This window comes from Aeromonas sp. MR7, from assembly GCF_963899385.1.
GTDB classification, from domain to species: Bacteria; Pseudomonadota; Gammaproteobacteria; order Enterobacterales; family Aeromonadaceae; genus Aeromonas; species Aeromonas bestiarum.
Genome location: NZ_CAWQXH010000032.1, coordinates 1 through 25,497 on the forward strand (window position 1 = coordinate 1; position 25,497 = coordinate 25,497).

The 25,497-nt window shown below is 54.3% G+C and carries 17 protein-coding genes; all 17 read right to left on the reverse strand.

Going from position 1 to position 25,497, the window contains the following annotated elements:
* Positions 1-340 (reverse strand): contractile injection system protein, VgrG/Pvc8 family (locus AACW87_RS14615; RefSeq protein ID WP_277606791.1); only part of this gene is annotated, 340 nt, incomplete at its 3' end.
* 11 nt (positions 341-351) lie between these two features.
* On the reverse strand, positions 352-639 hold the full coding sequence (locus AACW87_RS14620; RefSeq protein WP_241325324.1) for a type VI secretion system PAAR protein: 288 nt from the start codon (positions 637-639) through the stop codon (positions 352-354).
* A 189-nt stretch (positions 640-828) separates the two neighbouring features.
* Positions 829-1,347 carry a type VI secretion system effector Hcp1 gene (gene hcp1, locus AACW87_RS14625; RefSeq protein ID WP_042867131.1) on the reverse strand — a complete coding sequence of 173 codons (519 nt, stop codon included), beginning with the start codon at positions 1,345-1,347 and terminating at the stop codon, positions 829-831.
* Between the two features lie 232 nt (positions 1,348-1,579).
* Positions 1,580-2,350, reverse strand: a complete 771-nt coding sequence (locus tag AACW87_RS14630) for a LuxR family transcriptional regulator (RefSeq protein WP_241325326.1) — start codon at positions 2,348-2,350, stop codon at positions 1,580-1,582.
* A 363-nt stretch (positions 2,351-2,713) separates the two neighbouring features.
* Positions 2,714-2,854: a hemagglutinin repeat-containing protein gene (locus tag AACW87_RS22630; RefSeq protein ID WP_429068260.1), complete on the reverse strand. Its 141-nt coding sequence runs from the start codon at positions 2,852-2,854 to the stop codon at positions 2,714-2,716.
* Positions 2,855-3,165: 311 nt separating this feature from the next.
* On the reverse strand, positions 3,166-3,438 hold the full coding sequence (locus AACW87_RS14635; RefSeq protein ID WP_241325328.1) for a hypothetical protein: 273 nt from the start codon (positions 3,436-3,438) through the stop codon (positions 3,166-3,168).
* A gap of 388 nt (positions 3,439-3,826) precedes the next feature.
* Positions 3,827-4,135, reverse strand: a complete 309-nt coding sequence (locus tag AACW87_RS14640) for a hypothetical protein (protein ID WP_241325329.1) — start codon at positions 4,133-4,135, stop codon at positions 3,827-3,829.
* A gap of 116 nt (positions 4,136-4,251) precedes the next feature.
* Positions 4,252-4,785, reverse strand: a complete 534-nt coding sequence (locus AACW87_RS14645) for a hemagglutinin repeat-containing protein (RefSeq protein ID WP_339385740.1) — start codon at positions 4,783-4,785, stop codon at positions 4,252-4,254.
* Between the two features lie 88 nt (positions 4,786-4,873).
* Positions 4,874-5,113 carry a hypothetical protein gene (locus AACW87_RS14650; RefSeq protein WP_241325333.1) on the reverse strand — a complete coding sequence of 80 codons (240 nt, stop codon included), beginning with the start codon at positions 5,111-5,113 and terminating at the stop codon, positions 4,874-4,876.
* Positions 5,110-5,469, reverse strand: coding sequence for a hypothetical protein (locus AACW87_RS14655; protein WP_241325334.1), 360 nt, complete (start codon positions 5,467-5,469; stop codon positions 5,110-5,112). The genes AACW87_RS14650 and AACW87_RS14655 overlap by 4 nt, the downstream gene beginning before the upstream one ends.
* Before the next feature lie 128 nt (positions 5,470-5,597).
* Positions 5,598-5,840, reverse strand: coding sequence for a hypothetical protein (locus AACW87_RS14660; protein WP_241325336.1), 243 nt, complete (start codon positions 5,838-5,840; stop codon positions 5,598-5,600).
* Complete coding sequence (locus AACW87_RS14665) at positions 5,837-6,565, reverse strand: hypothetical protein (RefSeq protein ID WP_241325338.1); 729 nt, start codon at positions 6,563-6,565, stop codon at positions 5,837-5,839. Before AACW87_RS14665 ends, AACW87_RS14660 begins: the two co-directional genes overlap by 4 nt.
* A gap of 494 nt (positions 6,566-7,059) precedes the next feature.
* A complete protein-coding gene (locus AACW87_RS14670; RefSeq protein WP_339385741.1) occupies positions 7,060-9,279 on the reverse strand; it encodes a DUF637 domain-containing protein in 2,220 nt (739 codons plus the stop codon).
* Positions 9,280-10,063: 784 nt separating this feature from the next.
* Positions 10,064-10,222 (reverse strand): hemagglutinin repeat-containing protein, encoded by a 159-nt coding sequence (locus tag AACW87_RS22635; RefSeq protein WP_445206857.1) that lies wholly within the window; start codon positions 10,220-10,222, stop codon positions 10,064-10,066.
* Between the two features lie 660 nt (positions 10,223-10,882).
* Complete coding sequence (locus tag AACW87_RS14680; RefSeq protein ID WP_241325342.1) at positions 10,883-11,329, reverse strand: hypothetical protein; 447 nt, start codon at positions 11,327-11,329, stop codon at positions 10,883-10,885.
* Positions 11,330-11,341: 12 nt separating this feature from the next.
* Positions 11,342-23,755, reverse strand: coding sequence for a two-partner secretion domain-containing protein (locus AACW87_RS14685; RefSeq protein WP_241325343.1), 12,414 nt, complete (start codon positions 23,753-23,755; stop codon positions 11,342-11,344).
* Positions 23,756-23,768: 13 nt separating this feature from the next.
* Positions 23,769-25,448: a ShlB/FhaC/HecB family hemolysin secretion/activation protein gene (locus AACW87_RS14690; protein WP_241325345.1), complete on the reverse strand. Its 1,680-nt coding sequence runs from the start codon at positions 25,446-25,448 to the stop codon at positions 23,769-23,771.
* Positions 25,449-25,497: the final 49 nt, after the last annotated feature.

A 25,497-nucleotide genomic window follows, 5' to 3' on the forward strand; every position in this document is an offset into this window, starting at 1 on the left:
CCTGAAAGATACGCGAATTCTGGCGAAGGGAGAGCCGCCACAGCGCCGGCTGTACCATGAGCTGATAGCGGGTACGGCGAAAGCCGCTGTCCCCTTGCGCAAAATCACTCACGACCCCGCACACCCGTCGCTGCAGCTCGCCGTTGTACCACACCAGCAGTTCGCACGGCTGGTCCAGCACGGCACCGAAGTCGACGTCCGGCTCTGGGCTCGCTAATTCCAAGCGCAGCTGGAAAGGCCCGTTCAGCGCCTCTTCCAGCGCGAACTCGGCCACCACGAAGGTGCTCTCGGGCAGTGCCCCCACCTTGACGGTAAATTGTAATCCTGTGCTGTCTGCCATAACGCTGTTCCTTATCCTGCCTGTCCGCTGCCCGAGCCAATCACAACGCCACCGCAACCTATGGCGGTGCCGGTCACGGCGATGGGCTTGCCGTTGACCAGCACGGAGCCGACGCCCCCCGAGATGCTGCGCGGATGGGGAGGATTGTTGGGTTTGACGTGAGGGGCCAGCGGATCGCCCTGCCGGGCCACCGGCTTGCCATCGAGGAACACATCGGGGCTCGCGGCAATCACGGGGGATGGGTGAAACCCATCGTGATCGGTGCCAATGTCACCGAGCAATGCAATAGTGGGACACATCACGACTGACCTCTGTTGTGCTTTGCAATAAGGTCGATGCCTTCAGCCATATGGCAAAACACAAAAGCTCCGACCACGTCCAGATGAACAGGCCGGAGAAAGCTTGCACGGGCCTGGCGACCACTGACACTGTGAACGCCAGAACCCTGGGGTGCATTACAAGGAATAACGTCAATAAGGGCTCGGGGCTTAGGCCTCGATAGGTGCACGCCAGTCGTCAGAGCCGGAGGTGCCAGCCACTGTGTGCTCCCAGTCAATCTTGCGATAGGCCAGAGAGACCTGAATCAGCTGGGTGAAGTCAGACTTCGCCGGATCCTGGCAGTGGGGCATCTGGCAGTCGATGTCGACTATGGTGGAGTCAGTCAGCACTGTGGAAAAGAAGTGCTCCTGCTTGCCTTCGACCGAGGTGCGGTACCATTTCAGGGTCACTTTCGGCAGCATCTCGCCGGAAGCCAGGGAGTTGTACATCAACGGCACGGCCTTGTTCAGAGCGACGGTGAACTTGAACGGCTTGTGGACGCGCTGGCCGGCAGGCTGACCGGATTGCGGATCGGTCGGCACGGTAACAACATGTTGGAACTCTTGTACCAGCATCTCGTCTTCATGGCCCTGCACGAAGATGTTGCCGACGGAATCGGAGGTGAAGGCACCGGCAGTGATATTGCCCTGGGTTTTACCTTCGATGCTGATATAACATGGAGTTGGCATGTGTATGCTCCTGATGGGTTGGTTAAATGAGATAGCACTCGACCAAACCATTAGCAGCGACCATGCCACTCTTTTTAGCCCTTACTTTTCAGCATCTTAAGTAAAACACCCAAGCAAACCTCACTCATGCAGCGCAATAAGTTGTGCGTTACCGGCCTTTACACCATAAATAGTTGCCCACTCAGTTGAATATTTTGCAGATCGCGCAACTACTTGCTCAATACCAATGAAATCACTGTTTCTCATCCACATTGGCAACCAGCGCCATCTCCACGTTCAACCTGACCATCCCCTGCTTCAGAGCCCATGAGATGGCCTGGCTCTTGCTGCTGGCCCCCAGCTTGCTGACCACATTGTTCAGGTGAAATGTCACGGTACGAGGGGTGATCCCCAATATCTGGGCAATATCGCTCACCTGCTTGCCCTCCGCCGCCCAGCGGCACACCTCCAGCTCCCGCAGACTCAGCGCATCGTGGGGTGACAGACCGGCCAGACAGACCCGGGCCACCGCCTCGAAAATGTGCATGGAGAGCCAGCTGAGAAAGGGCACCGCAGAAAGCCACTGCGCCCTGGTGCGAGATTCGCTGGTGATGAAGGAGAGCAGGCCCACATGGCCGTTGGCTCCGTGCCAGGGAAACGTCACGCCATCGCGAATGCCAAACTCGCTGGCCAGTTGCATCACCTCCCGGCCCTGCTCATCACCACCCTCTTCATCGCGTACCACATCGGCCCACAGAATGGGGGTGCTCTGGGTCATGCCGCGTTTGACGATGGGATCGATGGCAAAGAAACCGCTGGCCGTGTAGGTATCCACCCAGGCTTGCGGGCAACCGTTGAAGATGATGACGTCGGGGCGTTGAATGGTGCTGGGGAAGATCAGACCGAGTCTGAAAAAATCGAATCCCATGTGCGCGGTCAGTTCACGCAACAGGGTCACTATGGTGCGCTCATCAGCGGCCGTCTCAAACTGGGCGATGAGATCCAGCGCATGTAGGGTATTCATCTCTAGGGTATGGGTATTGTGCACAAGGTAGGCTAACCAAACATGGAAACATGCTGAATGTTAACAAGCGTCAATAGATGACACACCCCGGCACATCGGAAAATCAGAACTGCCCCACACTTTATGCTACTGAAGAGAAATTTTTGTAATAAAACGCTACAAAAAGTCAAAGGAATCGGGGCGCTCCAGCCTAAGGTACCGGTGGAGAGGCTGTTCTTCCTCATCCCCGCGCTACCGGCCAGTTGGGCGCGCTCACCCGGATATCAAAACCCTGCTTGCTGGCAAAGACGCCGGTCTGTTCAACTACACACTCAAAGTCACAGTTGCTCTTCTGACGGCAGGTATTGACGTAGCCAGAGGCGCTCATGATGTCAAAGGTAAAGCTGCCGCCAGCCGAGATACAGCTCTGCTGGCGCTGGTATCGTTATCCTGCGGGCTGGTCAGGCTCAGCTTGTGGCCGATGTCGGCGTTACCCTTGTTACCACTGGCCTGAGCACCCAACAATAACGTGGCATCCCACGCCCTCTGTGCGAACGCCCGATTACGCTTTGCTAGTCAAGTCTATAGCACTGCCTAATTGAACAACCCAATTGCCACTATGGCTAGCTGACAATACAAAACACCGGTTCAAGGCTAGTATCAGGTGATAACCAAACCTGTACAACCAATCAATCTCAACTGCGAAATGCACAGAACCTTATGTTTTGGAGTTTGGAGTATTGTAATTTTCAGGAGATTTATATCCTTTTGGAATTTCTGGCCAAGTCTCTAGTCGAAGAATAATTTCAGAATCTTCTACAATAGCATCAAAAAAACTAGACAGGCTCATCACATTGGTTCTTAATCTCAATAAAGTAGACTGCATTGCAATGCTCATCATTTTTTTCTTTGGCCATACTCAGCGAATTAACTTGTTCCTGCAACAGGTATAGATATTGTGCAAATCTATCATCCAGCTCAGTTCCATAATCGATGAATAGATCATTTTCATCTACTGGAACAGGGGACTTTCCTCCCAACATATATAAAAAAATCTCTTTGATACTGTCAAAAATTAAATCTCTTTTAATTTTAGTAATCTCCGCCATTCTTTAATTTCAAGTTCCCCTGTCTTTCGGCATTAGGACTACTAAAAATGTTCTTTTTTCTAGCACAGTTCAATGCGCCTTCCTCTACTCACCCTCCTTCCTGTTCACTGATGATTTATTTCTAAACTTCTCTAAAAAAGTAATTATCAACATATATAAACTTATTGCTGTTCCTGCTACAACCCCAAAAAAAACAGCCCTACCAATTTGATCTAATGGAAAGGTGAGCACCCCAACTCTCACATAAAAAAATAGCGATATGCTTCCACCAACAAGAAACAACAATAAAACAGCGCAAGAGCACAAATATATATAAATTAAAAAAAACCTACCTATGGTCATTGATTCGCCTTTTTCTCTTTCTCATCTAACCCATGCGAAAAGGATTTTACGTGTCCAGCTGAAACACCGAAGTAACTCCACCAAAATAGTCATACATAACACCTGGATCTTTAATGTCAACTGGTATTTTATCCATCCTTACAGGAATATATCTCTCAACAAAACCACCCGCCAAAGAGCCGATAATAGTTCCACCTAATGTTTCAACATCAATACCATCTGTTATTAAAGTAGCTCCAATCGCTATACTTGTATCCTCCCATATCCCTCTACCAAGTGATAGTGCACCTGTAAGAGCAGCGCTAGTACTTGCCCAGTAATCCCAAAATTTATTTTCACTCCAAGGCTGACTCATATCAAACCATTTATATGTACCATTCGCCAACACAGATATAGTTGAGCCAGTAGCTACACTTCCTACTGAGGCTACAGGACCTAGATATGCAATCCCAACAATCAGCGCACCATTTTTTATTGTCTCTTTAGCGGCTTCTTCATTAGCACGTTGAATAATAGGTGCCCCTTGCGGTAGAAATGCTCATCGGTGGCGGTCAACAGCTTGAGCATGCCGTCCGTATCCAGACTCAGGGTTTCGCCAGCCTGGATGTCACTGCCTTTGAGGGTCATGTCCCCCTGACTGGCCAGGCTCACGTTGCCACCGGCAGTGATGGTTGTCCCCTGCGCCATCACATCCTTCTGCTCTATTTCGGTAGATTTCGACTTCAGGAAGCCTTTGCTCTTGCTTTGCTCGAAGTGATAGACCTCGTTGTCTGCCGTGAGTAACTGCAGTTCACCACCGGCCTGCAACGCAGCATTCCCTTTCGCATCCAGTATACTGGCCTGAGCTAACAGGTTGTTGCCGGCCTCGAGCATCAGATTGTTGCCACTGAGTTCGACGCCCTGCTGGGTAGTGGTGCGATCGATGGAGTGTTTACAGCCACCAACGACAGGTCTGCCAGCAGGTTGCAGCCCCAGCGTTTTCTTGAGCCAACAAGCTGCCCCTATAGGCTTTGGCTCCCCAAATTGTGAAAGAACAACTAACTACAAAAATGTGGGTGTCCCAGATTTCTGTGTCGTTTCAGATTTTTTAAAATCATCGACGACCGCCATATTGCTTATATAAAAATGATGCAATTACCGACATGACACCACAAAAAGCACTTATTTTTACGTTTAAATAAAACTCATCAAAGGAATAACCAACCTTTATTACCCCTTGAAGATAAACAAGGCTAACAACCACCTTAATAATTACTGTTAAAAATGAAAAAAGCAGCATAGAGATGCTCCATGCCATAAAAAAATAAGCCATGTAAAAAATTACTTTTTTCATTTCACTTCCTTTATTGACTTTATAAGGTACTCTGTGTTTTTACTGGCCACTTCTGATGCAGCAGCACTTAAAGAACCAACAGCGACAGATGGGAAATTGTTTTTAGGATATGGATACACTATCGGTGTATTAGGGGAATATCGCCATTTCATATTATTCTTCTCTGGGTTTATCCATTTATTTAAAGGAGCTTCGCCCTTTCCAATCAAATACCCTGAACTAGAGCCTGCAACACTTGCCATCATTGGAACCCATGGACTTTTCTGCTCAATAAGACTAGTAATACCACTTCCTGCAGTATTTACTGTTGTCGCCCCCCAATACCCCATATTTACAGTAGCACCACCGGTTACCATTGAAGCACCAAAGGTAACCCAACTAAACGGTTCACCGTAATATATTTGCGCTCCAGCATTAGCAGCCCCAAAACGGTGGGTGTCCCAGATTCCTACTACCCATATTATCTACCTACTGGGGGGGATTATCACTCTCTTTTATTAATCCAAGAAATTATACAAATACCGATGCCTGCTGGAACCCCTGATGCTACACCCACCTTAAACGAATAAACAATGTCATCATTCCAATAAAAATAAAAAACACCAAACTGCATGAAATGAAAGGCAGAGACTGCAAGCCGAATAAAAAGGATAGCCCCTGTTACTATAAAAGCAGAGTACCCCGTCATTTTTAATAAAAGCAACACCCCTTTTAAATACACCTTCACTTATTCATCCTTTCCTTGCTGGAAATATCTTCAATAGCTCTTCCTGCCGCCTCAGAACCAGCTGAGCCGGTAATGTTGCCCAAGATCTCAGCCGCATTTTCTTTTACAATTGGTTTTAGCTTGTCAGAAACTACTTTACCAGATGCAGAACCTATTGCAGCACCAACCATTGCACTCTCTGGTTCTTCGTCTTTGATCTTACTTCCAATATAAGCCCCGCTGACACTAATAACTTCCGTACCAATGATACCTTTTCCTTGTGTTAAGCTCCCTGAACCAACCGCAATCAAAGCATCAACGTAGTTAAACGGCTTATTATCATTAGTTATAATTTGGGCGCTACCATTTGCAGCGCCACCAATTACACCTCCTGTAACCACTGAGCTCATACCAGTTGCTCTACCAACCCGCATCGCAGCGCTGTTGCTCATAAACAATACCCATTGCTTCAAAAATTCAGTTGCAGGCTGTTGTGCTCCAGTCCCAACTCCTCTTGTGAGGTCATTTTGTGCTTGAGAAATTTCACTCGGTGTAGCTCCATTATCAGCCATGAATTTTCCTAATGATTCTGCCGCCATCCCAGCATCAATCAGTCCACTTGGCAGATACATGTGTTCCAAAGCGTTGTATCGGTGCACCGTCTCCGCCCGGTCAGCACCAGTATCAAAGTCGTTTTCATCCCCGGTGACGGCCACGGCCGCCAACCCACCCAATACTTTGTTCAAAGCAACCTGATGCTCGGTATCAGAGAAAACCTGACTGCCCCCGCAGCAAACTTGCCACCGGTGCCACTGACCATGGCGTTCTTATTCTAGGTATGGGCCATCACCCAGGATGGGCACCAACTGAGCCAGATAAAGGGTCACGACACTGATAGATGTATATACAACAATCTTCTCCAATAAATATCCACTACTAATAGCTACTATTTATTCCTCTCAACTCATCACCAACGACTTGAAAAAGAGAGCTCTAACGCCGCCATGATAAAAATTTCGACCTAACTATCGAACATATTAAAAGCAGAAGAAAGACACCACTAAGCGATACTCCATACATTGCACCTTTCTCTGCAAATGAAATTAACAACGACCATGACAGATTCAATTTACGTCCATAGACGATGAATGTAAAGAAATTTACAGAAATATAAATAACACCGCCAATAATGGAAAATATAATTGGCGGACATAGAAAAAAAACACTCCAGAAAAATACCTCACCAGTCAGCCTCTTTTAATTCACTTTCAAAAAACTTGGTTGATAGTTCCGATGAAATGGAACCACCTGCATTTCCAAAAGAACTCGGAATAATACTTTCCGGTTTGTTCTTTTGTATAGTCAAACCTATGTCAATGAACTCATATTTTATACCATTTTGGTTCACGTTAAATAAATTTTTTGCCAATGGCTCAACGAATTTACCGGCCCAATATCCAGTACCAGCTCCCAAAGAACTCGCGAAACCACCGACAAGTGGATCTTCTCCTTTCAAATGGCTCGTATAAGCTCCACCTGCAGCATTGACAGCTACAGTTGGCCAGAAGCTCCAACCTGCTGTACCTGCACTTAAGTAAGTAGAAAATACAACCTCGCCCATATCAACTTTACTTAAGTCACCTTTATTATCCCACAGCTCAAACCCAAATTTGGCCCCTCCCCCGATTCCCCCCGCAGCTAGCAACTCTGATGGAAGCAGGGGCAAGCCCACTAATCCCAAACCAGCAATCATCATTTTTTTACATTCTGCCGATTCACCACAAGTCTTGTATTGATTTCTTTTAGCCTCCATCAACTTGGCAAATTGTTCAGGATCGCGCGCTTTCAGCGCGGCTAACGTATGTGCCATCGCATTGTACCGATGCACCGTCTCAGCCCGGTCTGCACCAGTATAGAAGTCGTTTTCATCCCCGGTGACGGCCACTGCCGCAAGTCCACCCAATACCTTGTTAAAGGCAACCTGATACTCCTCGTTGCCGCCAAAGGCGCCCAGGCTCCAGTTGCTGGCGAGTTCCGACATGGCACCACCGGCCGCCCCCGCCGCAAACTTGCCGCCAGTTATCTCTGCAATGGCACCGCTGGTCACCCCATGGGCAGCGATTTTCCCTGCCTCTGCCAACGGGCTGTTGGCAGCATCAAATTTAATGCCTTGATCCCCTATCCAGTTGGCCGTGGCTTTACCCACTTCCCCCTGAATATTGGATAACAGGCTGGCTTTAAAGGCATCCGCAAAGTGGGAGCCATTGATGGTGGTGTTAATCCCTGCGGTCACGACCGAGTGACTGGTCACCCGGTTGAAGGTGTCCCAGGAGAACAGATTGGAGGCCGCAGGCTGGCTGGCTGCATTGCTCGCTGCTGGTGCAGCACTCGCCACTCCCATCGCCTTGTCCAACCCCTGCAGTGCCCCAGCCGTTGCCACCGAGGTCGCCAATTGCTTGATGCTGGCACTGCTGCCCAGTTCTTTGAGTACCGCCCCCAAATTGCCGCCATTGTTGATGGTAGAGATAGTTGCCTGACTCACCAAAGTACTAAAAGCAGCGTTGGCCATGGCCGCTGACGTTGCACCGACGGCACTCACGCTGACCCCTTGTACTGCAGCCAACGCGGCCACCCCCCCTCCCATGGTGGCGACCGCCAAGGCAATGGCAATAATGGAAGACGCTACAGGGCTCAAGCTCTGCTGGCTGTAGTTCCACTGCTCATAAGCCTCTTGCACAACTTCCATCTTCACACCTGGCATACTGCGAACCTGCTCAACCCAGGCCATACCGGGTTGCGTCGCCAATGTATCCAGCCGTGCCTGCAGGCTTTCTCCCTCCTTCTGCCCCACTTGCAACAACACACCCTGACCCGCACTGATATTGATATCCGCACCGTCCAGCTGGTTCTGACGCTCGGCGGTACTGTTGGCGCCATTGCCGGACATCTTCACCATGACACCGCTCTTCTTCTCATCTTTGCGGTAGAAATGCTCATCGGTGGCGGTCAACAGCTTGAGCATGCCGTCCGTATCCAGACTCAGGGTTTCGCCAGCCTGGATGTCACTGCCTTTGAGGGTCATGTCCCCCTGGCTAACTAGGCTCACGTTGCCACCGGCAGTGATGGTCGTCCCCTGCGCCATCACATCCTTCTGCTCTATTTCGGTAGATTTCGACTTCAGGAAGCCTTTGCTCTTGCTCTGCTCGAAGTGATAGACCTCGTTGTCTGCCGTCAGTAACTGCAGTTCACCACCGGCCTGCAACGCAGCATTCCCTTTGGCATCCAGTGTGCTGGCCTGAGCTAACAGGTTGTTGCCCGCCTCAAGCATCAGATTGTTGCCACTGAGTTCGACGCCCAGCTGGGTAGTGGTGCGATCGATGATGTGTTTACGGCCACCAACGACAGGTCTGCCAGCAGGTTGCTGCCCCAGCGTTTTCTTGAGCCAACAAGCTACCCCTATAGGCTTTGGCCCCCCAAATTGTGAAAGAACAACTAACTACAAAAAGGTGGGTATCCCAGTGTTAGCAAGATGTAGCACTATTAGGATCGGTTAATTAGAACGGCCACTCTCCCATAATTTATTTAGGATATGAAACTGCAACCTTACATTCGTCGCAAATAAATCCTTCATCCGCCTTGTTGTGAGGTGTTATATCTGTTGAGAAATACCTTAATGAGGGTAATTCAAGTCTAATTTCAATACGCAATTCAGGTGACATTTTTTTTGAAAAAAAACCACTTGTTCTAAAGTAGAACAACCATCATATACTTCCTGCACCGAGTTCCCTTCTAAAAGGGACAGATTAATAGCATGATTTATGTAAGGTGACTTTGTCATTTATTTATCCAAATTTATTGCATCTATTAATTTCAATTGATTGCCAAAATCCTTTATAAAATACTGATTTCCATCACCAGGACCAAGTAAGGGATTGGCTATCACCTGGCCTCAAGGGACGACACCCACCTTTTTGGCTTGCTCCAAAAGGTGGGTGTCCCAGATTTTCCAGATTTTTACTCGTGCTTTCAACCTTGTACTCGGCACGATTAACAAGGTCGCTCCACCCCAGCGTACCGGTGGACAGATGATTCTTGCCAGCATCCTCACTACCCGCCAGTACGGCACCATTGAACTGGGTATGCTCACCCACCCGGATCTCAAAACCCTGTTGGCCGGCAAAGACGCCGGTCTGCTCTACCACGTTCTCAAAGTCACCGTTGATCTTCTGACAGCTAGCATTGATCTAACCAGAGGCGGTCATGCTGCCAAAAGTAAAGCTGCCGCCAGCCGAGATGCTACTCTGCTGGCTCTGGTAGTGATCGTTATCCTGTTGGCTGGTCAGGGGCAGGCTGCGGTCGATATCGGTATTAACCTTGTTACCACTGACCTGATCGCCCAACAATAACGTAGCATCCTACGCCCTCTTTGCGAACGCCCGATTACGCTTTGCTAGTCGAGCCTATACCCCAGTATTCACAATACATTCGTTATTGAATGAAATTTAATTTTACCTGTTCACTATACCTATAAAATATAATTAGCGATCTCCAGCCCTCCTCTTCTAGAAATAGCGACATCTTTAATTTTCATTATTATCCCAAACACTTCGGCATTATTAATACCCATCCTTGCATCAGTAGTTGCCACCCCTTCACTCTCCACAGCTAAAACAGCATCTATATATCCATCACCAATATCAACTTTATAAGAGAAAAATCATATCCATCAACAATACCCTCATCAACAATTGCAAATAACTTGTTAACCAAAGCAAAACTTTAAGTTATCATTTTGATATCTCCGGAAGTTTATTAGCCTCGTTTATTTAGCTACCGAGAAACAATTCTCTACCGTTAATATTTTATCCAAGTAAACTTAAAAATTTATTCTGTCGGCTGTTACCGCGCATCCCTTTACTATAAAATAATATCAATGTTGTATTACATAAGCATGGGGTGCAGGGATGACCATCCTGTTAAAAACATAGATTGAAGTCGTTATAGCCGTCTAAATAAAAACCTAAGACTTCTGTCACCTTCCATTTTAATAATTAAATTACGAGTTAAAAACCATAATGAAAGAGCATAAAGAATGACATTAAATAACATAGTCTAGAAACCCAAATGAAAATAGAAAATCTAGATAAATCATACTTTAAAAGCAATTCCTTTAAAAAGGAAAGCTCACCGGCATCATTATTTTTCATATAAAACAGTCTGCAATGCAAAAACAATGAAATAACGCCAAGAAAACCAATGCAGTAAGAAATAACTCGTTCATGAGGCTCTCCATTTACCCATGATAAAGCCAGCCCCATAGTAGATGATATAAAAAAGAACATAGACGATAGATTGGTTAGCCAACAAGACTGAAACATAATCCTGTCAATAAATAATAACACTCCTCTTGAGTCATTGAATTTTATTTTGTTTTTAACATAAAAATATATTTGGCAAAAAATAAGTAACACAAGAAAAAGTATCATACCTGATGCAAAAAATATCTTCATTCCCGCCTCCTGTTAAAAGTCGTACTTGTATATTTCTTTACCAATTTTTCCATTACCTTCCACATCGACACTCTTGATTTCTTTCGATACGCCCCCCCAACCAATAGATGGCCCAACTCCAACGGAAAAACCTACTCCATCTTTTCCTGAGGCAATCCCTAAAGATACCCATCCCAAGCCCATATCAAAAGATGAATCATTATTTGTTGGTATAAATCCTGGTAGATAAGGCCCAAAATCCAACCCTATAGTGGCACTTCCCCGTAGTCCAAAGGTCGGAGTGAAACCTCCATTAATGGAAAAAGAATCTTCATTCGCAGCCCCTTCAGCAAACATTCCTATTGCAATTCCCGCCGCACCCTCTACTTTTGCCGTAGGCTTTACTTTATATTCATCACCCAATGTGGGGTTTTGATGAGATAAAACCAGCGCTTGAGCAATTTCATCTTGTGATTTTCCTTGAGATAGCAGTTGAAATGCTAAATAAGCATCTTGCTGGGTTTGTGGAGGAATCAAACTCCCCCAATCTGATAACGCATTGTTCTCCACCACCGTCTTACCGGTCTGGGCACTGGCCAAGGCACTGGCGGTGCTATCGCCTGTCAAACCACCCGCTAATCCGGCTGCCAGAGTCGCCAAGGTGGAGACGGTCTCCTTTTCCCCCTCTGTCAGCTGGCTGGCGTCTTTGTGGTAAAGCTCGGTCGCCATCATACCGGCCAACTCACCAGTCGCGGCGCCGGTGGCACTGACCATGGCATTCTTGTTCTGGGCGGCGGCCAGCGCCCCTTGCACCAGCGCATGGGCCATGACCCTGGAAATACCATCATCTGTTTGTTGCTTGACCATCTGGGCCAGGTAGGGGGCCGCAGCCCCTGCTGCTGCCTGAGTCAGGTCGCCCCCAGCCAAGCCTTGCAGTGCCGCCGTCGCTGCCTGCATACCGCGCTGGAAGTCGCTGCCCACACCCCATTTTTCCTGCAGCGCCTTGTACTCTTTGCTGTTGGCGTACTCGGGATCATCCTTGGCCCGCTCGTTGGCTTCAGCCAGATGGTGGCTGACCACCATCTGGGTCGCCTGCTGCCCGACCTCACCGATAAGCTGGGCCTCCTGCATCCTTGCCAGCTCTTTTTGCTTGTCAAAGATGGGAGAGAGACCATTGACCGCCTGGGTGGGATCACGATGCAAACTCACCAGATCCTGTTGCTGGCCAGTTGTATTGCGGATCTCTATATCACCTACCCCGATTGAAGCGAAGGTGGTCGAACTAGCGCTGCCGCTGCTGTTGCTGCCGCCCAGTACAGTTGCGGCAGTCGGCTCACCCTTGCCTGAGAAGCCCTGCTTGGAGCCACCACTACCACTGATGCCAATGCTCTGGCTTTCAACCTTGTACTCGGCACGGTTGACCAGGTCGCTCCACCCCAGCGTACCTGTGGACAGATGATTCTTGCCAGCATCCTCACTACCCGCCAGTACAGCACCATTGAGTTGAGTATGCTCGCCCACCCGGATCTCAAAACCCTGTTGGCCGGCAAAGACGCCGGTCTGCTCTACCACGCTCTCAAAGTCACTGTTGATCTTCTGACGGCTGGCATTGACGTAACCAGAGGCGGTCATGCTGCCAAAGGTAAAGCTGCCGCCAGCCGAGATGCTGCTCTGCTGGCTCTGGTAGTGATCGTTATCCTGTTGGCTGGTCAGGGTCAGGTTGCGGCCGATATCGGCCGTTACCTTGTCTCCACTCACCTGTGCACCAAGCAAGGTCGCATCCCGTCCCGACTTGAGGGTCAGGATATCACCGGCCGTGATATTGGTTTCGGTATAGCGATCCGAATCCCCGTTCTCCTTGCCTTTGGCGGCGTTCATGTTGGCGAAGATGCTGATCCCCGCACTCCCCTGACTAACCCCAAAGCTCACGCCAGCATTCCAGCCACTGCTGTGATTGCTGCCGCTGCTGTCACTGCTGTTGACGGCCGATTGCAGTACAAGGTCACGTGCAGCGCCCAGCGTCACATTCTGCCCCTTGATGCTGCTGCCACTCACGATCAGATCGCCGCTTCCATTGGCCTCATCCCCCTTGGCCAGCACAGTGATATCGCCACCGGCATTGAGCTCCGAGGTCAGTGCATTGGTTTCGCGGCTCTGGCTGTTGGATTGACTGCGCTGGTTGCCCACTGAGATGGAGATCCCGACAAAGGAGGGATCAGGCACCCCACCGGCATTCGCCATCGCCTGCATTCCCTGCCAGGCCTGATAACCGTTCATGGCCGCCTTTGCCCCCTGCAGCGCCACCAGACGATCGTTACTGCTCTCCTTGCTGGTCTTGACGGTGTCATAGGCGCTCTGCAACGCAGTGACGGCGCCACCGGTCAAGGCCACCGTAAGCCCGGCACTCTTGCTCTTGAACTCCTCCTTTTGGGTGACTTGCTGCTCAGCCGAGGTGATGGCGACATCTTTGCCTACCAGCAGCAGGTCCTTACCTGCAATGACATCGCTGGCGCTTATCTGCAAGCGGTTGCCGGCTTGCAGCGTGACATCCCCCTGAACACTGCCGACACTGGATCCTTCTCTGATCTGCGTAGTGCCCGCCATGTCGCTGCTTTGTTGCTGCTTGCCGATGGTAAAGCCGATCCCACCGCTCCCCATCAGGCCGGAACGCTTGGTCTCACGGAAATGGAGCTCACGATTGAGCAGATCGACGGTATCAATGTTCAGGTCGCGCCCAGCCAGCAGGGTTGCGCCAAGATCCCCTACCACATTGCTGCCTTTGACCGCCATATCCTGCTGAGCCTTGAGCAATACATACTGGCCGCCCAGCTCGGTGGCCTGTGCCATGTGCTGTTCGCTGATATCGTGGCTTGTGGTGGTCTTCTTGCTGAAGGCCTTCTTCTTGCTCTCCTTGGTGTAGGATTCGCGATAGTCCATTGCATCACCCGCTTCCAGCAACAGGTCTCGGCCTGCCGTGACGGCGAGCTCACCTTCTGCCTGCACATGGGCTGCACGCATCGCCAGATCACTGCCAGCGCGCAATGCAATGTTATCTGCGCTCAGATTGGCTCCCACCTCTTCACGCTGCTGAACGATGTCGTACCCATTGCGACGAGTGGTGTATTGGTTGGCATCATTAGTGGCGGTCTTGAGCATGAGCTCATTGCCGGCAGTCAAGGAAGCATCCCCTTTTGCAGTCAGGGAAGAAGCCGAGATGGCGATATCCCGCTCGGCTGACAGACTCAGGGAGTGACCCGCCTCAAGACCACTCATCAGCTGCTCAACCCGGGCGAAGCGGCTGTTGCCCTCCTCCCATTTACGGCGATCTTCCACACTGCCGATGCTGATGTCCCGCCCCGCCGACAACGACATGTCGAGCCCCGCCAGCAGGTTGCCGGCCGACAGGGAGATATCCTGCCCTGCCTGCAACAGCAGGTTGCCCGCCGACTCGATGCGGGCAATCTCACCCACGTCGGTACGGCTGAAACGGGTTTGCTCGGTCAGCTCACTCGACAGCACACCGTTGACATCCACATGGCGTTGCGCCGTCTGGGTTTCATTGCGCACCGAGCCATCCAGCGAGGCAATGACAACGTCGCCCCCTTTGATGAGGTTCTGGTTGAGGATATCCCCCTTGGCGAGCAGCTCAAGCCGCCCGCCCGCCTGGATCTGCCCCTGGTTGACCAGGGTACTGCCGCTCTTGAGCGACAGAGTGCCATCGGCCAGCAAGGTGCCGCTGTTATTGATGCCTCCGGCAGTGAGATCGATGTTGGTGGCGGTGATGACGCTGCCGGCGAGGTGGCGTTTGTCGGCCTCGGTCAGGTAGAGCTTGGGCGCCAGCACGATCTTGCCCTGATACCAGACCGGCTCCCACCACACCATGCTGCGGCCCAGCTGCGCCACCTGATCGGCGCTCAGGGCCACCCCGGCCGTCAGCCCCAACTCGCGCTGGTTTTGCACCGCGCTGTCGATGAGCATGCGCATCTGCGCCAGATCCGAGCCCATCTCGTTATTGATAAAGCGGCGGCCGGTCTGAGCCAGCACCGCATCCCGGATGACCCGAGTATCGAAGGCGACATCCCCCAGCAGCTTGATGTCTTTCTCCGGCGCATAGTTCATCTGCGAGAAAAAGTAGCTGGAGCCGAGGAACTGGTTGACCTGGGTCAGGGTCGGGCTGGTTTCAAGCTGCGGCTGGGTCGCCAGCGCCGGCACGGCTTGCAAGCCGGTCTGCACCGAGCCCGGCTCCGTTACCGCCACAGCCGTGACCACGGGGGCTTGCCAACCCGGCTGCAGATGCTGTTGCCACTGACCTGATGTGGCGACATGGCCACTGTTTGGCTGTGTAATGCCATTTACGGATTGCAGATCAGGGGAGTTGACCCCGCCGCTTGCACGGCCCGGCAGCGCCCAGTCAGCATTTTGACCAACCACTTGGGCAATGCCTCCATTGCCCGAGACCGCATCGAAAGAGAGTTGTCCCGCGCCCTGCAACTGCTGCTGGAGCGCAGCATCGATACGGTCCAGCATGCCGTTGCCGGCCTGACCCAGATTGGCCAATAGCGGGTTGACCTCTATCAGGTAGGGGCTGTCGCTCTTGCCGTTGACGGTAAAGAGCCCCTTGTCGCCGCTGGGCAACTGGAAGTCAGGCAACGGCACGCCGTTGTCCGGGCCGACCGGTTTTAGCTGCTGGGCCAGGTATTGGGCATCCCCCTGTAAACCGGGGGCGGCACCGGTCCCCAGGGCTTGAAGTAATGACATTCCGGGACGTTGGGTGATACTGCTGACTGGGCCAGCGTTGGCTTTGATCGTAATATTATCGATCATACCGGCAACGGTGCCGATTAAGTTACCGCCGGCAGATATAATAGCGTTACTACTCGTCCCCACAAGGGTATCTGATTTTACAACATTATTGTAACGAATGAATATTTGTAGCTCAATATCCCCAAGAATCCCGTTTGGGCTTTTATCTTTATCATATTCTGCATATTCATAGTTTCCACCAGAATAAAAACCATTATTAGTGAGATGAGATGCTTGTATTGATATATTTCCTCCGGCAGCTATATAACTGTTAGAGTTGTTAATATCGGCACCTGTTAATTTTATACTGCCAGACGTAGCAATCAATGACCTTTGGCTATCTTTAGTGACAATAGACTCACTTTTTGTAATGTAAAGTCTCATCTTATCTTGAAGAGGACCTTGGCGCACTACATACAACCCTGGCCAACCATACGCGATACTCTCCCCATCTTTTAGCTTCGACCTGAGAAGTTCATAATACGCTCGACTTTCTTTAATAGTTTTCTCAAAATACTCATCAGAAGGGTTTTCATATACAGGCACTAGGACTCCTGGGAGACCATCAGCTGTCTGTTGATCAACTGGCATTGGTATTTTTTCTTTATTACCTGGTTGATATTCGAATACAGCCTTTTTATTAACGATCGTGCTAGCTCCTAACCACAAGTCGCCACTTCCAGCATCAATCGTCCCAGATGCATTCACCAGCTGACCATTATTCACCTTGATAGTCGCGCCCCGCTCCGCCAGCAGAGTGCCATATTCATTGGTTAAATTACTATTGGCAGTCAGGCTCTGACTACCACCGCTATATACGGTCCCGCCATTAAACAGCGACTCACCTAGCCACCCCAAATCACCCTGGCTGGCCAGCATACCGGTATTGCGCAGCTCACCCTGCGTATTGAGCGTCAGCCCTTGCCCACTTTGCACGCTGCCGCTGTTCTCCAGCCGTTGGGCACCCAACTGCATGACACCATTGCTCACCAGAGCCCCGCTATTGATTAGCTGGCCGGTGACGCCCGCATTGAAACGCTGTCCTGCGCCCCACTGTCCCTGATGTTGCCAGTCCCCCTGCACCTGCAGGTCCAACGTACCCTTAGCGCTGAGCGTGCCCTGACTGCTTAGTGAGGAACCCACCTTGAGTGCCAGGTCTCCGCCAGAGAGCCATTCACCTATGCCCGTCACCCGGCCAGCATCCAGCGTCGCCTTCTGCCCCGCCAGTATCTTGCCCGGTGCATACAGCTCGCTGCTGTGCAGGGTCAGCTGTTGCCCAAACAGGGTGCCGCTGTTGGCCAGCCGTGCCAGTGGCGAGGCCTCCAGTAAATTGGCACTGATGAGACCACTGTTGTCGAGCTGGTTGCCCTTGAGTAAAAGTTGACCGGCCGAGGAGAGCTCGCCGGCATTGGTCAGCGTTGTGGCAGTGATGTCCCCCACATGCTGGCCGCGCAGAACGGCCCCCTGGCTGTTATCCAGTTGCTCGGTCGTCAGGTTCAGCGTACCGCCCTGTACCCGCCCCCGGTTGACCAGGGTGTCATGGGTCAGTGTCAGGGTATTGCCTAGCAAGGCACCACGGTTGTCGAGCTGGCGACTGCTGATGGTGAGGCCATCCCCCTGCAAGGTGCCCCGGTTATCCAGCCGCGCACCGCTGATGCTGCCCTGGCCGGCCACCAACATCACCCCATCATTTTGCAGCTCACCGCCGCTTTGCAGGCGCGTCGTTTCAACGCGGCCCTGCTGCTCGATGCGAGCGGCATTCATGGCCAGTTCGCCGCCGCTCAGCAGATTGCCGAGCTGACTGATCAGAGTATTGGCATTGAGAGCAACATTGCCTTTGGCGGCCAGGGTCCCCTTGAGGGTGAGCGCGGGCGCCGAGAGGGTTGCATTGCCATCGACCTGCACAGTGCCTGCAAGGGTCGCCCCCTCGGTCAGCTCGGCGTGCAGTCTCCCGTTTGCCCGGGTCTTGCCACCTTGTTGCCAATAACCGCTGCGCAAGAGCAGGTCACCGCCAGCCAGCAAGTCACCCTGCTGCTCGAACCGCGAGCCCTTGAGGCTCATGCCACGCGCCGACTGCCACAGCCCTTGTTGCGTCAGGGTACCGCCATCAAGCGACAGTGCTCCTCCCGACACCAGTTGGCTGCCAGCCTGACTGGTCAATGCCCCCCGACTGGTAAGCGTCAGGTTGCCGCCAATCACCAGCGAGCCCCCCAGCGTCATGGTATCGGCCTGAATGTCTGCCTCGCCACGAATACGCCACGGGCCAGCCAGTTGCAGCTGGCCGGTACGCAGCTCAAGCGCGCCGCCACTGCCGACGCCACCGCTTCCCTGCCAGCTGGCACTGCGCAGCACAACCTGATTGCCTTGCAGTTGGCCATGGTGCTGCACCGCACCACGGGCATTGACCGCTAGGTCGCCACGGCTGGTCAGCTTGCCGCGACTGGTCAGTGTGCCGGTGTCCAGCAACACCCGCTCCCCTTGCAGGTCACCGTCCAGGGTGACGGACTCACCCTGCAGCGTCAGCGCACCATTGGTCACGGCACTGCCGCTGTGCGCTAAATTCGCGCCTTGCCAGCTCAGATCACCCGCCGATGACAGCGTCCCTTGGCTGGTCAATGTGCCCGCATGGAGTTGCAACTGGCCATTGCTGGCCGTGGTGCTACCACTGCCCAGCGTGGCTTCGTTGGTGTTCAGAACAAGGTCTTTATTGGCCAGCAGCTTGCCGCTGCTGCTCAGCTGGGGCGCGTTGATGGTAAGGCCCGCACCGGCAAGCAACGTTCCGCTGTTATCCAGTGCATCCAGTGTCAATGTCTGACCCAAGCCGCTGACCCACTGGCCGCTGTTGAGCAGCCGGTTGGCCGTCAAGGTGATGCCCTGGTCCGATTGCCAGTGGCCCCGGTTAGTCAGGGTGCCAGTCTTCAGGTTCAGTGCGTCCTTGCTGACCAGCGCACCACCGTTGTCGATGTGTGCCGCCGTCAGCGTTATCGCTTGCGCCGACACCTTGCCATCATTGCGCAGGGTATCGGCAACCTGCAGTGACAGTGAGCCACCGCTGGCCAATACCCCCTGTTGTGACAGCTGGGTGGCTTCAATGCGTTGGTCCTCTCCAGCTACCGCACTGCCCTGCAGCGTCATCTGGCCAGCCGTCAATTGTTGCCCCGCTTTGGCCAACAATTGACTCTGCTGACCGGTAGTCAGGGTAGTCGCCGTCACCTGTTGATGGTCCCCCTTGAGGATCCCATCCAGCGTCACTTGTTCACCACTCAAGGTGGTATCTCGTGCTGCCGCCGTGCCCGACATCACCAGCGTCTTGCCGCGCCACTGCAGCTGGTCGGCCACCAAGTTGCCGGCCAGCGTTGCCTGGTCCGCCGTCACAACCAGCTCACCGTCTGCCTGGGTCAGACCATTCAAATTCAGTAGCGAGGCACCCAGCCGCATGTGGCCATTGCTCAGCATGTCACCCTGCGAGTCGAGGGTCGCCGCCGTCAGGCTCATTCCCTCTTTACCAACCAGCACGCCGCGGTTGTCCAAATGGGTGATCGCCGTCATGGTCAGTTGGCGGGTACCCACTTCACCGCTGTTGAGCAAGGTATCGCCCGTCAGCGTGGCACGCCCTGCCAACAGCGCGCCCAAGTTGCGCCACTGCGTCCCCTGCCAGTTCAGCTCGCCGCCACTTTCCATACGGCCACGGTTTTCAACCTCGTCCAACTTCAGGCCAAGGCTGGCGGCCCGCAAAGTGCCGCTGTTGACCAGCTTGCGTCCTTCCACCTGCAAGGCGCCGTCACCCAGCCACTGACCTTGCTGGGTTATCTCGTCAACCGTCAGGGTTTGGCTGCCATTACCCAGCCAGCTCCCTTGTTGCAGCAAGCGCTGGCCGGTCAGGTTCAACGGCCCAGCGGCGACCAGGGTCGCGCCCTGTTCGTTATGCCACTCTTTCACCTGAAGATTGGCGGCCTGTTCGCTGGCAATACGTCCCTTGTTGGTAAGTGCATCAGCCTGCAATTGCCACTGGCCCGCCTGCCAGTCGCCGTTTACCATCAGCTGGTTACCGGTGCTTTTCAGCAACCCGCCGACCCGCCAGACGCCAGCCAGCTGCTGCGTATCCCCCTGCAGGGTGAGGGCACCACCGATGTTTGCATCGCCACCCAGCGCCAGCAGTTTTGCCCCCAGCTGGACCGCCCCCTGACTGACCAAGCGCCCGGCCAAAGTGGCCTCTTCCGCCTGGAGGGTAATACCTTGTTTGCCCTGCAACAGCCCGCTGTTTTGCAGCCCCTTGGTTGTCAGGGAAAGCGTATTGCCTGCCAGATTGCCCCGGTTGGCGAGTCGCTCCGTGGCGTTGAGTTGGTGGTCGCCACCGGCAATCGCCGTGCCCTCGTTCTCGAGTGCACGGCCTGTCAGTGTGAGACTGTCGCCAGCCTGCAGCCATCCCTGGTTGGTCAGGGTGTCGCTCTGCCAGCTGAGTTGCTGGCCTATCAGATGCTGACCACGGCTTGTGCCCACCTGGCTATGCAACTGCACCGTCTTCGCCTGAGTAGTGCCATCCAGTTGTAGCTTGGTCGCATCGATACGCAGCGCCTGGGCCGCATTCATGGTCCCCTCTTGCTGGTACGAGTTTGCCGCCACCGCCACATCGCCCTTGGCGGCTACATCCCCGGCCAGGGTGATGTCATCACCGCTCAGGCTCAGCGCGCCACCCGCTTGCAGTAGGCCGTCGGCCTCTTGAGCCAATTTGTCGCCACGCCAGACCAGCGCATCGTCAGTGGTCAACTCCCCACGCTGTTGCCAGTTCACCGCCGCAATATCAGCCTGGCTTGCCAGCAGCTTGCCACTGCTGGCAAGCGTCTTGGCATCCAGCTTGAGCTGCTTGCCAACCTCCAGCTCACCACTCACATCGGCCTGGTCAGCCTGCAGTTGCAGGTTACCGCCAATATGCTGAGTGCCTGACAGCGCCAACAAGGTCGCCCCCAGTGCCAGATCAGTACCGGTGCGCAGTTCGCCCCCCAGTTGCAACTCGTCGGCCTTTATCTGAGCGGATGACTTGCTTTCCAGCGCTCCTTTCAACAGGAGGCGGGACCCCGTTACGGCCATCTCATTGGCAAACAGGCCTCCTGTGCTGCTCAGTTCTGCAAACGTGAGCGCCAGTTTACCGGCCGTCACTGCCGTACCCTGGTGAGTCAGCTGCTCCCCGCTCAAATTCATGGCCTGGCCGGCCTGCAGCCAACCATTGCCATCCAGCTGCTTGCTATGCCAGTTCAGCGTATCGGTGGCCAAGATGCGCCCCTGCTGGGTCGCACGCTCACTGGTCAGGGTAATTGCGCGCCCTTGCACCTGTCCGACCAACGCCAGCTCATCTGCATCGACCGTCATCATCTGGCCACTGGCAAGCTGGCCACGTTGCGTGACCTGCTTGCCCTTGATGGTCATCTCCTGGCCCGCACCAACCGTGCCGCCCAGCACCAGCTGGTCGCCGCTCAAGCTCACACCCTGATTCGCCAGCAGCTCACTCGCATTCCCCGTCACAAGGCGTTGCCCTTCCCACGCAATGCCTTCCCGACTGTGCAGCTGGCCCTCGCTCGTGGCCTCCTTGACCGCCAGCACCAGCGACTGGGCCTTCAGCACACCATCGAAGTTGCCTGTCTCAGCCGTTACCCTGGCCTGGCCGCCGACCAGACTCTGGCCACTCAACTGCAGCAACCGGCTACCCAGTTCCAATTCACCGTCAGTCAGTTGCTGCCCTGTCAGGGTCAGCTCATCCCCTTTGAGGGTCAGCCGGGAGACTCCAAGTAGCGTGCCGCTGCTACGTAGCTGGCGCCCAGCCAGCGTCGCGACCTGACTGGCGATGCGCCCCTCGTTGTTGAGCGTGTCCGCCTGCAACGTCAGGCCGTCGCCTCCCGCCAGGGTGCCCTGGTTCAGCAAGGCATCGCCCTTGAGCACCAGCTGTTTGTCCCCCTGCAGGGTACCGCTGTTGGTCAGTTGGCGGCCTTGCCAGTTCAGGGTTTGCCCTGCCTGCACCTCGCCCCGGTTGGTTAGCACACCCGCCTGCAACTGCACCGCGTTGCCCTTCACCTTGCCCGCCACGGTCAGCTCATTGCCGTTGATATCTAGCGTCGGGGCACCAACGTCACCCGCCAGACTCACCTGTTGCGCCTGCAGCTGCAGGCGCTGACCTGCGTTGCTCTTGCCCTGCTCTCCCTGCTCCCAGCGTGTACCAGCTCGTATCGCCAGGTTGTCGCCCGCACTCAGCTCACCGTTGTTATAGCCTCGCTCGCCCAGCGCAACGGTCATTGCCTGCCCGCTCTTCAACGTCCCCTGATTATCCAGCGTCTTCGCATCGATGGTCAGGCTCTGCGCCGCCTGGGTCGAGCCATCATGGTGCAGCGTGCCACCCGCCAATCGCACCGAGGTCCCCTGAATATTGCCCGCCTGGCGCAACTGCTCGGCCTCCAGTGTCACGTCCTTTGCCGTCAGCGCCGCCAGGGTGTCCAGCTGGCGAGCAGTGGCATGGATAGTCTCCCCCTGCAACGCCCCCTCTCGGATCACCACGGCATCGCTCGCTTGCAGCGCCAACTTGCCACCGCTGCTGACCTTGGTCCGCTGCAATTGCTGCGTATGCGCCCTCAACGTGGCATCGCCTTTTGCCGCGATATCGGCATCTTGCGCCGTCAACTCACCGCCGGCCTCCAGATGCGCTGTGCCACCGCTGTGGATGGCACCCGTGGCAGCCAAGTCACCCCGGCTGCTGACTTGCAGGTTGCCAGCGGCGCTGCTGTCACGCAGCCTGATCTTGCCGTTGGCATCCAGGGTCAAATCCCCCTGCGTTGCCACCGCATTGGCCAGATTGACTCCCACCCCTTGCTCGGTCGACACCAGCCGGATCTTGCCGGCATACATACCCCCCATGGCTGCCGTGTCGATGGCCACTTCCGGCACAGCCCCGTCACCCTGCTGAGCATGGATCTCCCCCGTCTGCCGGTTGACCTTGTTCGCCCCGGCGATCACGTTGACTTCCTTGCCATGCAAGGCGCCGTTGAGCTGCACCGCTCGGGCAATCAGGTCGACCGAAGCCTGACGGCTGCCATCCAGCCCCTTGCCCCCCACCGTCAACGCCCCTTGTTTCACATCCAGCATCTGCAACTGGCCATGGGCATCCAGCACAGGCTTGCCGGTGGACAACGTGACATTGGGGGTATTGATAAAGCCGCAACCATCGCAGGTCAGGCCATTGGGGTTGGCCACCACTACTCCAGCCTGCTGACCTGCCACTTCCAGATAGCCTTGCAACTGGGAAGGGCTGGTACCGACCACTTCGTTGATGATGACGTTGGCCGGTGCACCGGTCAGATGAGGGTTGTTCTGGATAAGCCCGCCGAGCTGGGTCTGGGTCAGCTGGCCGGTGGCGTTGTTGAGGATGACGCCAGGCTGCGCCACATTGAAATCCTGGTAGAGGTTGTGTGATACCCCGGCCCCGTTGGGCGTCGCGATGTCGACAACCGGTACACCATTGCCCGCCTGATTGAGCGTAGTGCTGCCCGTCGCCACCGCGATCCCCTCGGCAAAAGCGGGGTGCGCGGGCTGCAAGGCCAGCAACGCACTCAGATGGTAGGCAAGCAGACGAAGAGTCAGGGGCAACTTGGATGTCGACATCACAGTGTTTCCGTTAAAAATTGATACTCAGGCGGTAATTCAGAACATAGGGATCGGCATTGAGCCAGGCCGGGGCGCTGATCGGGAACCCCACACTGAGGTTGCCGGCAACATGGCGATAGCGCTGCTCCCAGCCAAGGGCCGTGCCCACCATCCCGCGCCAGCGGTCACCCTGATTGCCAAGGTCAACCCGTCCCATGTCGAGGGCCAGCCACCCTCGCCACTGACCGAGCCAGGCTGGCGTCTGGGCCTGCCAGCTCAGCTCGTTGCGCAGGTAACCGCCGACATCGCCACTTAAACTCTGCTCTTTAAAGCCCCGTACCGAGGCATCACCCCCCAAAGAGACCCGCTCCACGCTGTAGAGCGTGTCCTGGGTCCATTGACCGTAGAGGGTCGAGAGCCAGCCAAGCTGCTGCCAGGCCGTGCTGTAACTGCCAAACAGCCCCCACTTCTCAAACTGGGCCCGGGGGGCAGCGACTGGCCGGCCGCGGTCACTGTCGGCGCCAAACCAATCCGTGCCCAGAGTGAGCGTCGGATTGAGCGTGAAGAAATGATGATCGACCCGGGTCGCCAGGTTGAGCCCGCTGCGCAGTGAAGAGAGCCGGTAGCTGCTGCTCTCCAGCAGCTGCTCCATGATGAAATTGCGGCTTTGGCGGTGGGTGATCCCCAGCACTGCGGACACCTTACTCTGCCCATCGCGATAGAGGGTGCGCGAAAGGGTGCCGGTGCTGGTACGCGTGTTGCCACGGCTGTCATACACATAGCCGCGCGACAGCAGGTCATTGCGATAATCGCTGTACTGATAACCCGCATCAAACAACCAATAGCCATATGGCAGGCTCAGCCCGGCCTGCCAGCTGGTCGCATCATGGGCCGCTCGCCCATCCGTGCTGCGTGAGCCCCCCACGCTCCATTGCTCGGCCAGCGACAACAGGTTGTCAGCACTCAATGACATCCGGCCCTGCTCTTCCCCCGTGCTCTGCTGCCCGCTGTTGTCAAACTCGATGCTGCCCTGCAAGGGGATCCCGCGTGACCCTTTCAGGTTGACGATGGATTGGCCTGCCGCCGTCCCCGGTTGAATATCCAGCTGGTAAGAGAGGGTGCGCAGGCGGGACAGCTGATCCACCCCTTGCTCAAGATCCCGCAGGTTGAGCACCTCGCCCACTAGGCCAGGAAAGAGGGTGCGGGTTATCCGGTCGGGCCTACCATCGATGACGATGCGCTCCACCCGCCCTTCCAGCACGGCAATCGTCAGCATGCCGCTGGCCAGATCCTGCTCGGGCAAGAAAGCGCGGCTGGTGATAAAACCCTGAGCCAGATACCACTGGCTGACATCGCGGATCAAGGCATTGATATGGGGTAGCCCCATGCAAGTGTGCAGAAACGGGCGAGTCAGCTTGGCATGGGCATCCGCGTCAAGCTGACCGGCGCCCTCAAACTGGATGGCAGTCACCAAAAAGCAGGGGCCCGCCTCTTCGGGAGTGGGGGCTGATGCGGCTGCGGGTAACTGAGTTTGTCGAGAAACTTCGTCGCGCTGGCGCGCAGCCTCCTCCAGCAGGATCCGCTGGCGCTGCTCGACATCATTCTGATCCAGCGGTGAGGGCAGTGGTCCGGCTGCATTAGCACACTGGATACACAGCAAAAAAGAGACGGCAGTGCGCAAGCACCAACGCAGACGAAGGCGACAACCCATTGTTATTGAATCTTTTAGTTATTTTTACTACCACCTTGCCAACCATCAA

Excerpts from the sequence above, each read along its gene's own strand:
- AACW87_RS14620 (WP_241325324.1), bottom strand. The coding sequence starts at position 639 with ATGTGTCCCACTATTGCATTGCTCGGTGACATTGGCACCGATCACGAT.
- hcp1 (WP_042867131.1), bottom strand. The coding sequence starts at position 1,347 with ATGCCAACTCCATGTTATATCAGCATCGAAGGTAAAACCCAGGGCAAT.
- AACW87_RS14630 (WP_241325326.1), bottom strand. The coding sequence starts at position 2,350 with ATGAATACCCTACATGCGCTGGATCTCATCGCCCAGTTTGAGACGGCC.
- AACW87_RS14635 (WP_241325328.1), bottom strand. The coding sequence starts at position 3,438 with ATGGCGGAGATTACTAAAATTAAAAGAGATTTAATTTTTGACAGTATC.
- AACW87_RS14640 (WP_241325329.1), bottom strand. The coding sequence starts at position 4,135 with ATGAGTCAGCCTTGGAGTGAAAATAAATTTTGGGATTACTGGGCAAGT.
- AACW87_RS14650 (WP_241325333.1), bottom strand. The coding sequence starts at position 5,113 with ATGAAAAAAGTAATTTTTTACATGGCTTATTTTTTTATGGCATGGAGC.
- AACW87_RS14655 (WP_241325334.1), bottom strand. The coding sequence starts at position 5,469 with ATGGTAACCGGTGGTGCTACTGTAAATATGGGGTATTGGGGGGCGACA.
- AACW87_RS14680 (WP_241325342.1), bottom strand. The coding sequence starts at position 11,329 with ATGAAGATATTTTTTGCATCAGGTATGATACTTTTTCTTGTGTTACTT.
- AACW87_RS14685 (WP_241325343.1), bottom strand. The coding sequence starts at position 23,755 with ATGTCGACATCCAAGTTGCCCCTGACTCTTCGTCTGCTTGCCTACCAT.
- AACW87_RS14690 (WP_241325345.1), bottom strand. The coding sequence starts at position 25,448 with ATGGGTTGTCGCCTTCGTCTGCGTTGGTGCTTGCGCACTGCCGTCTCT.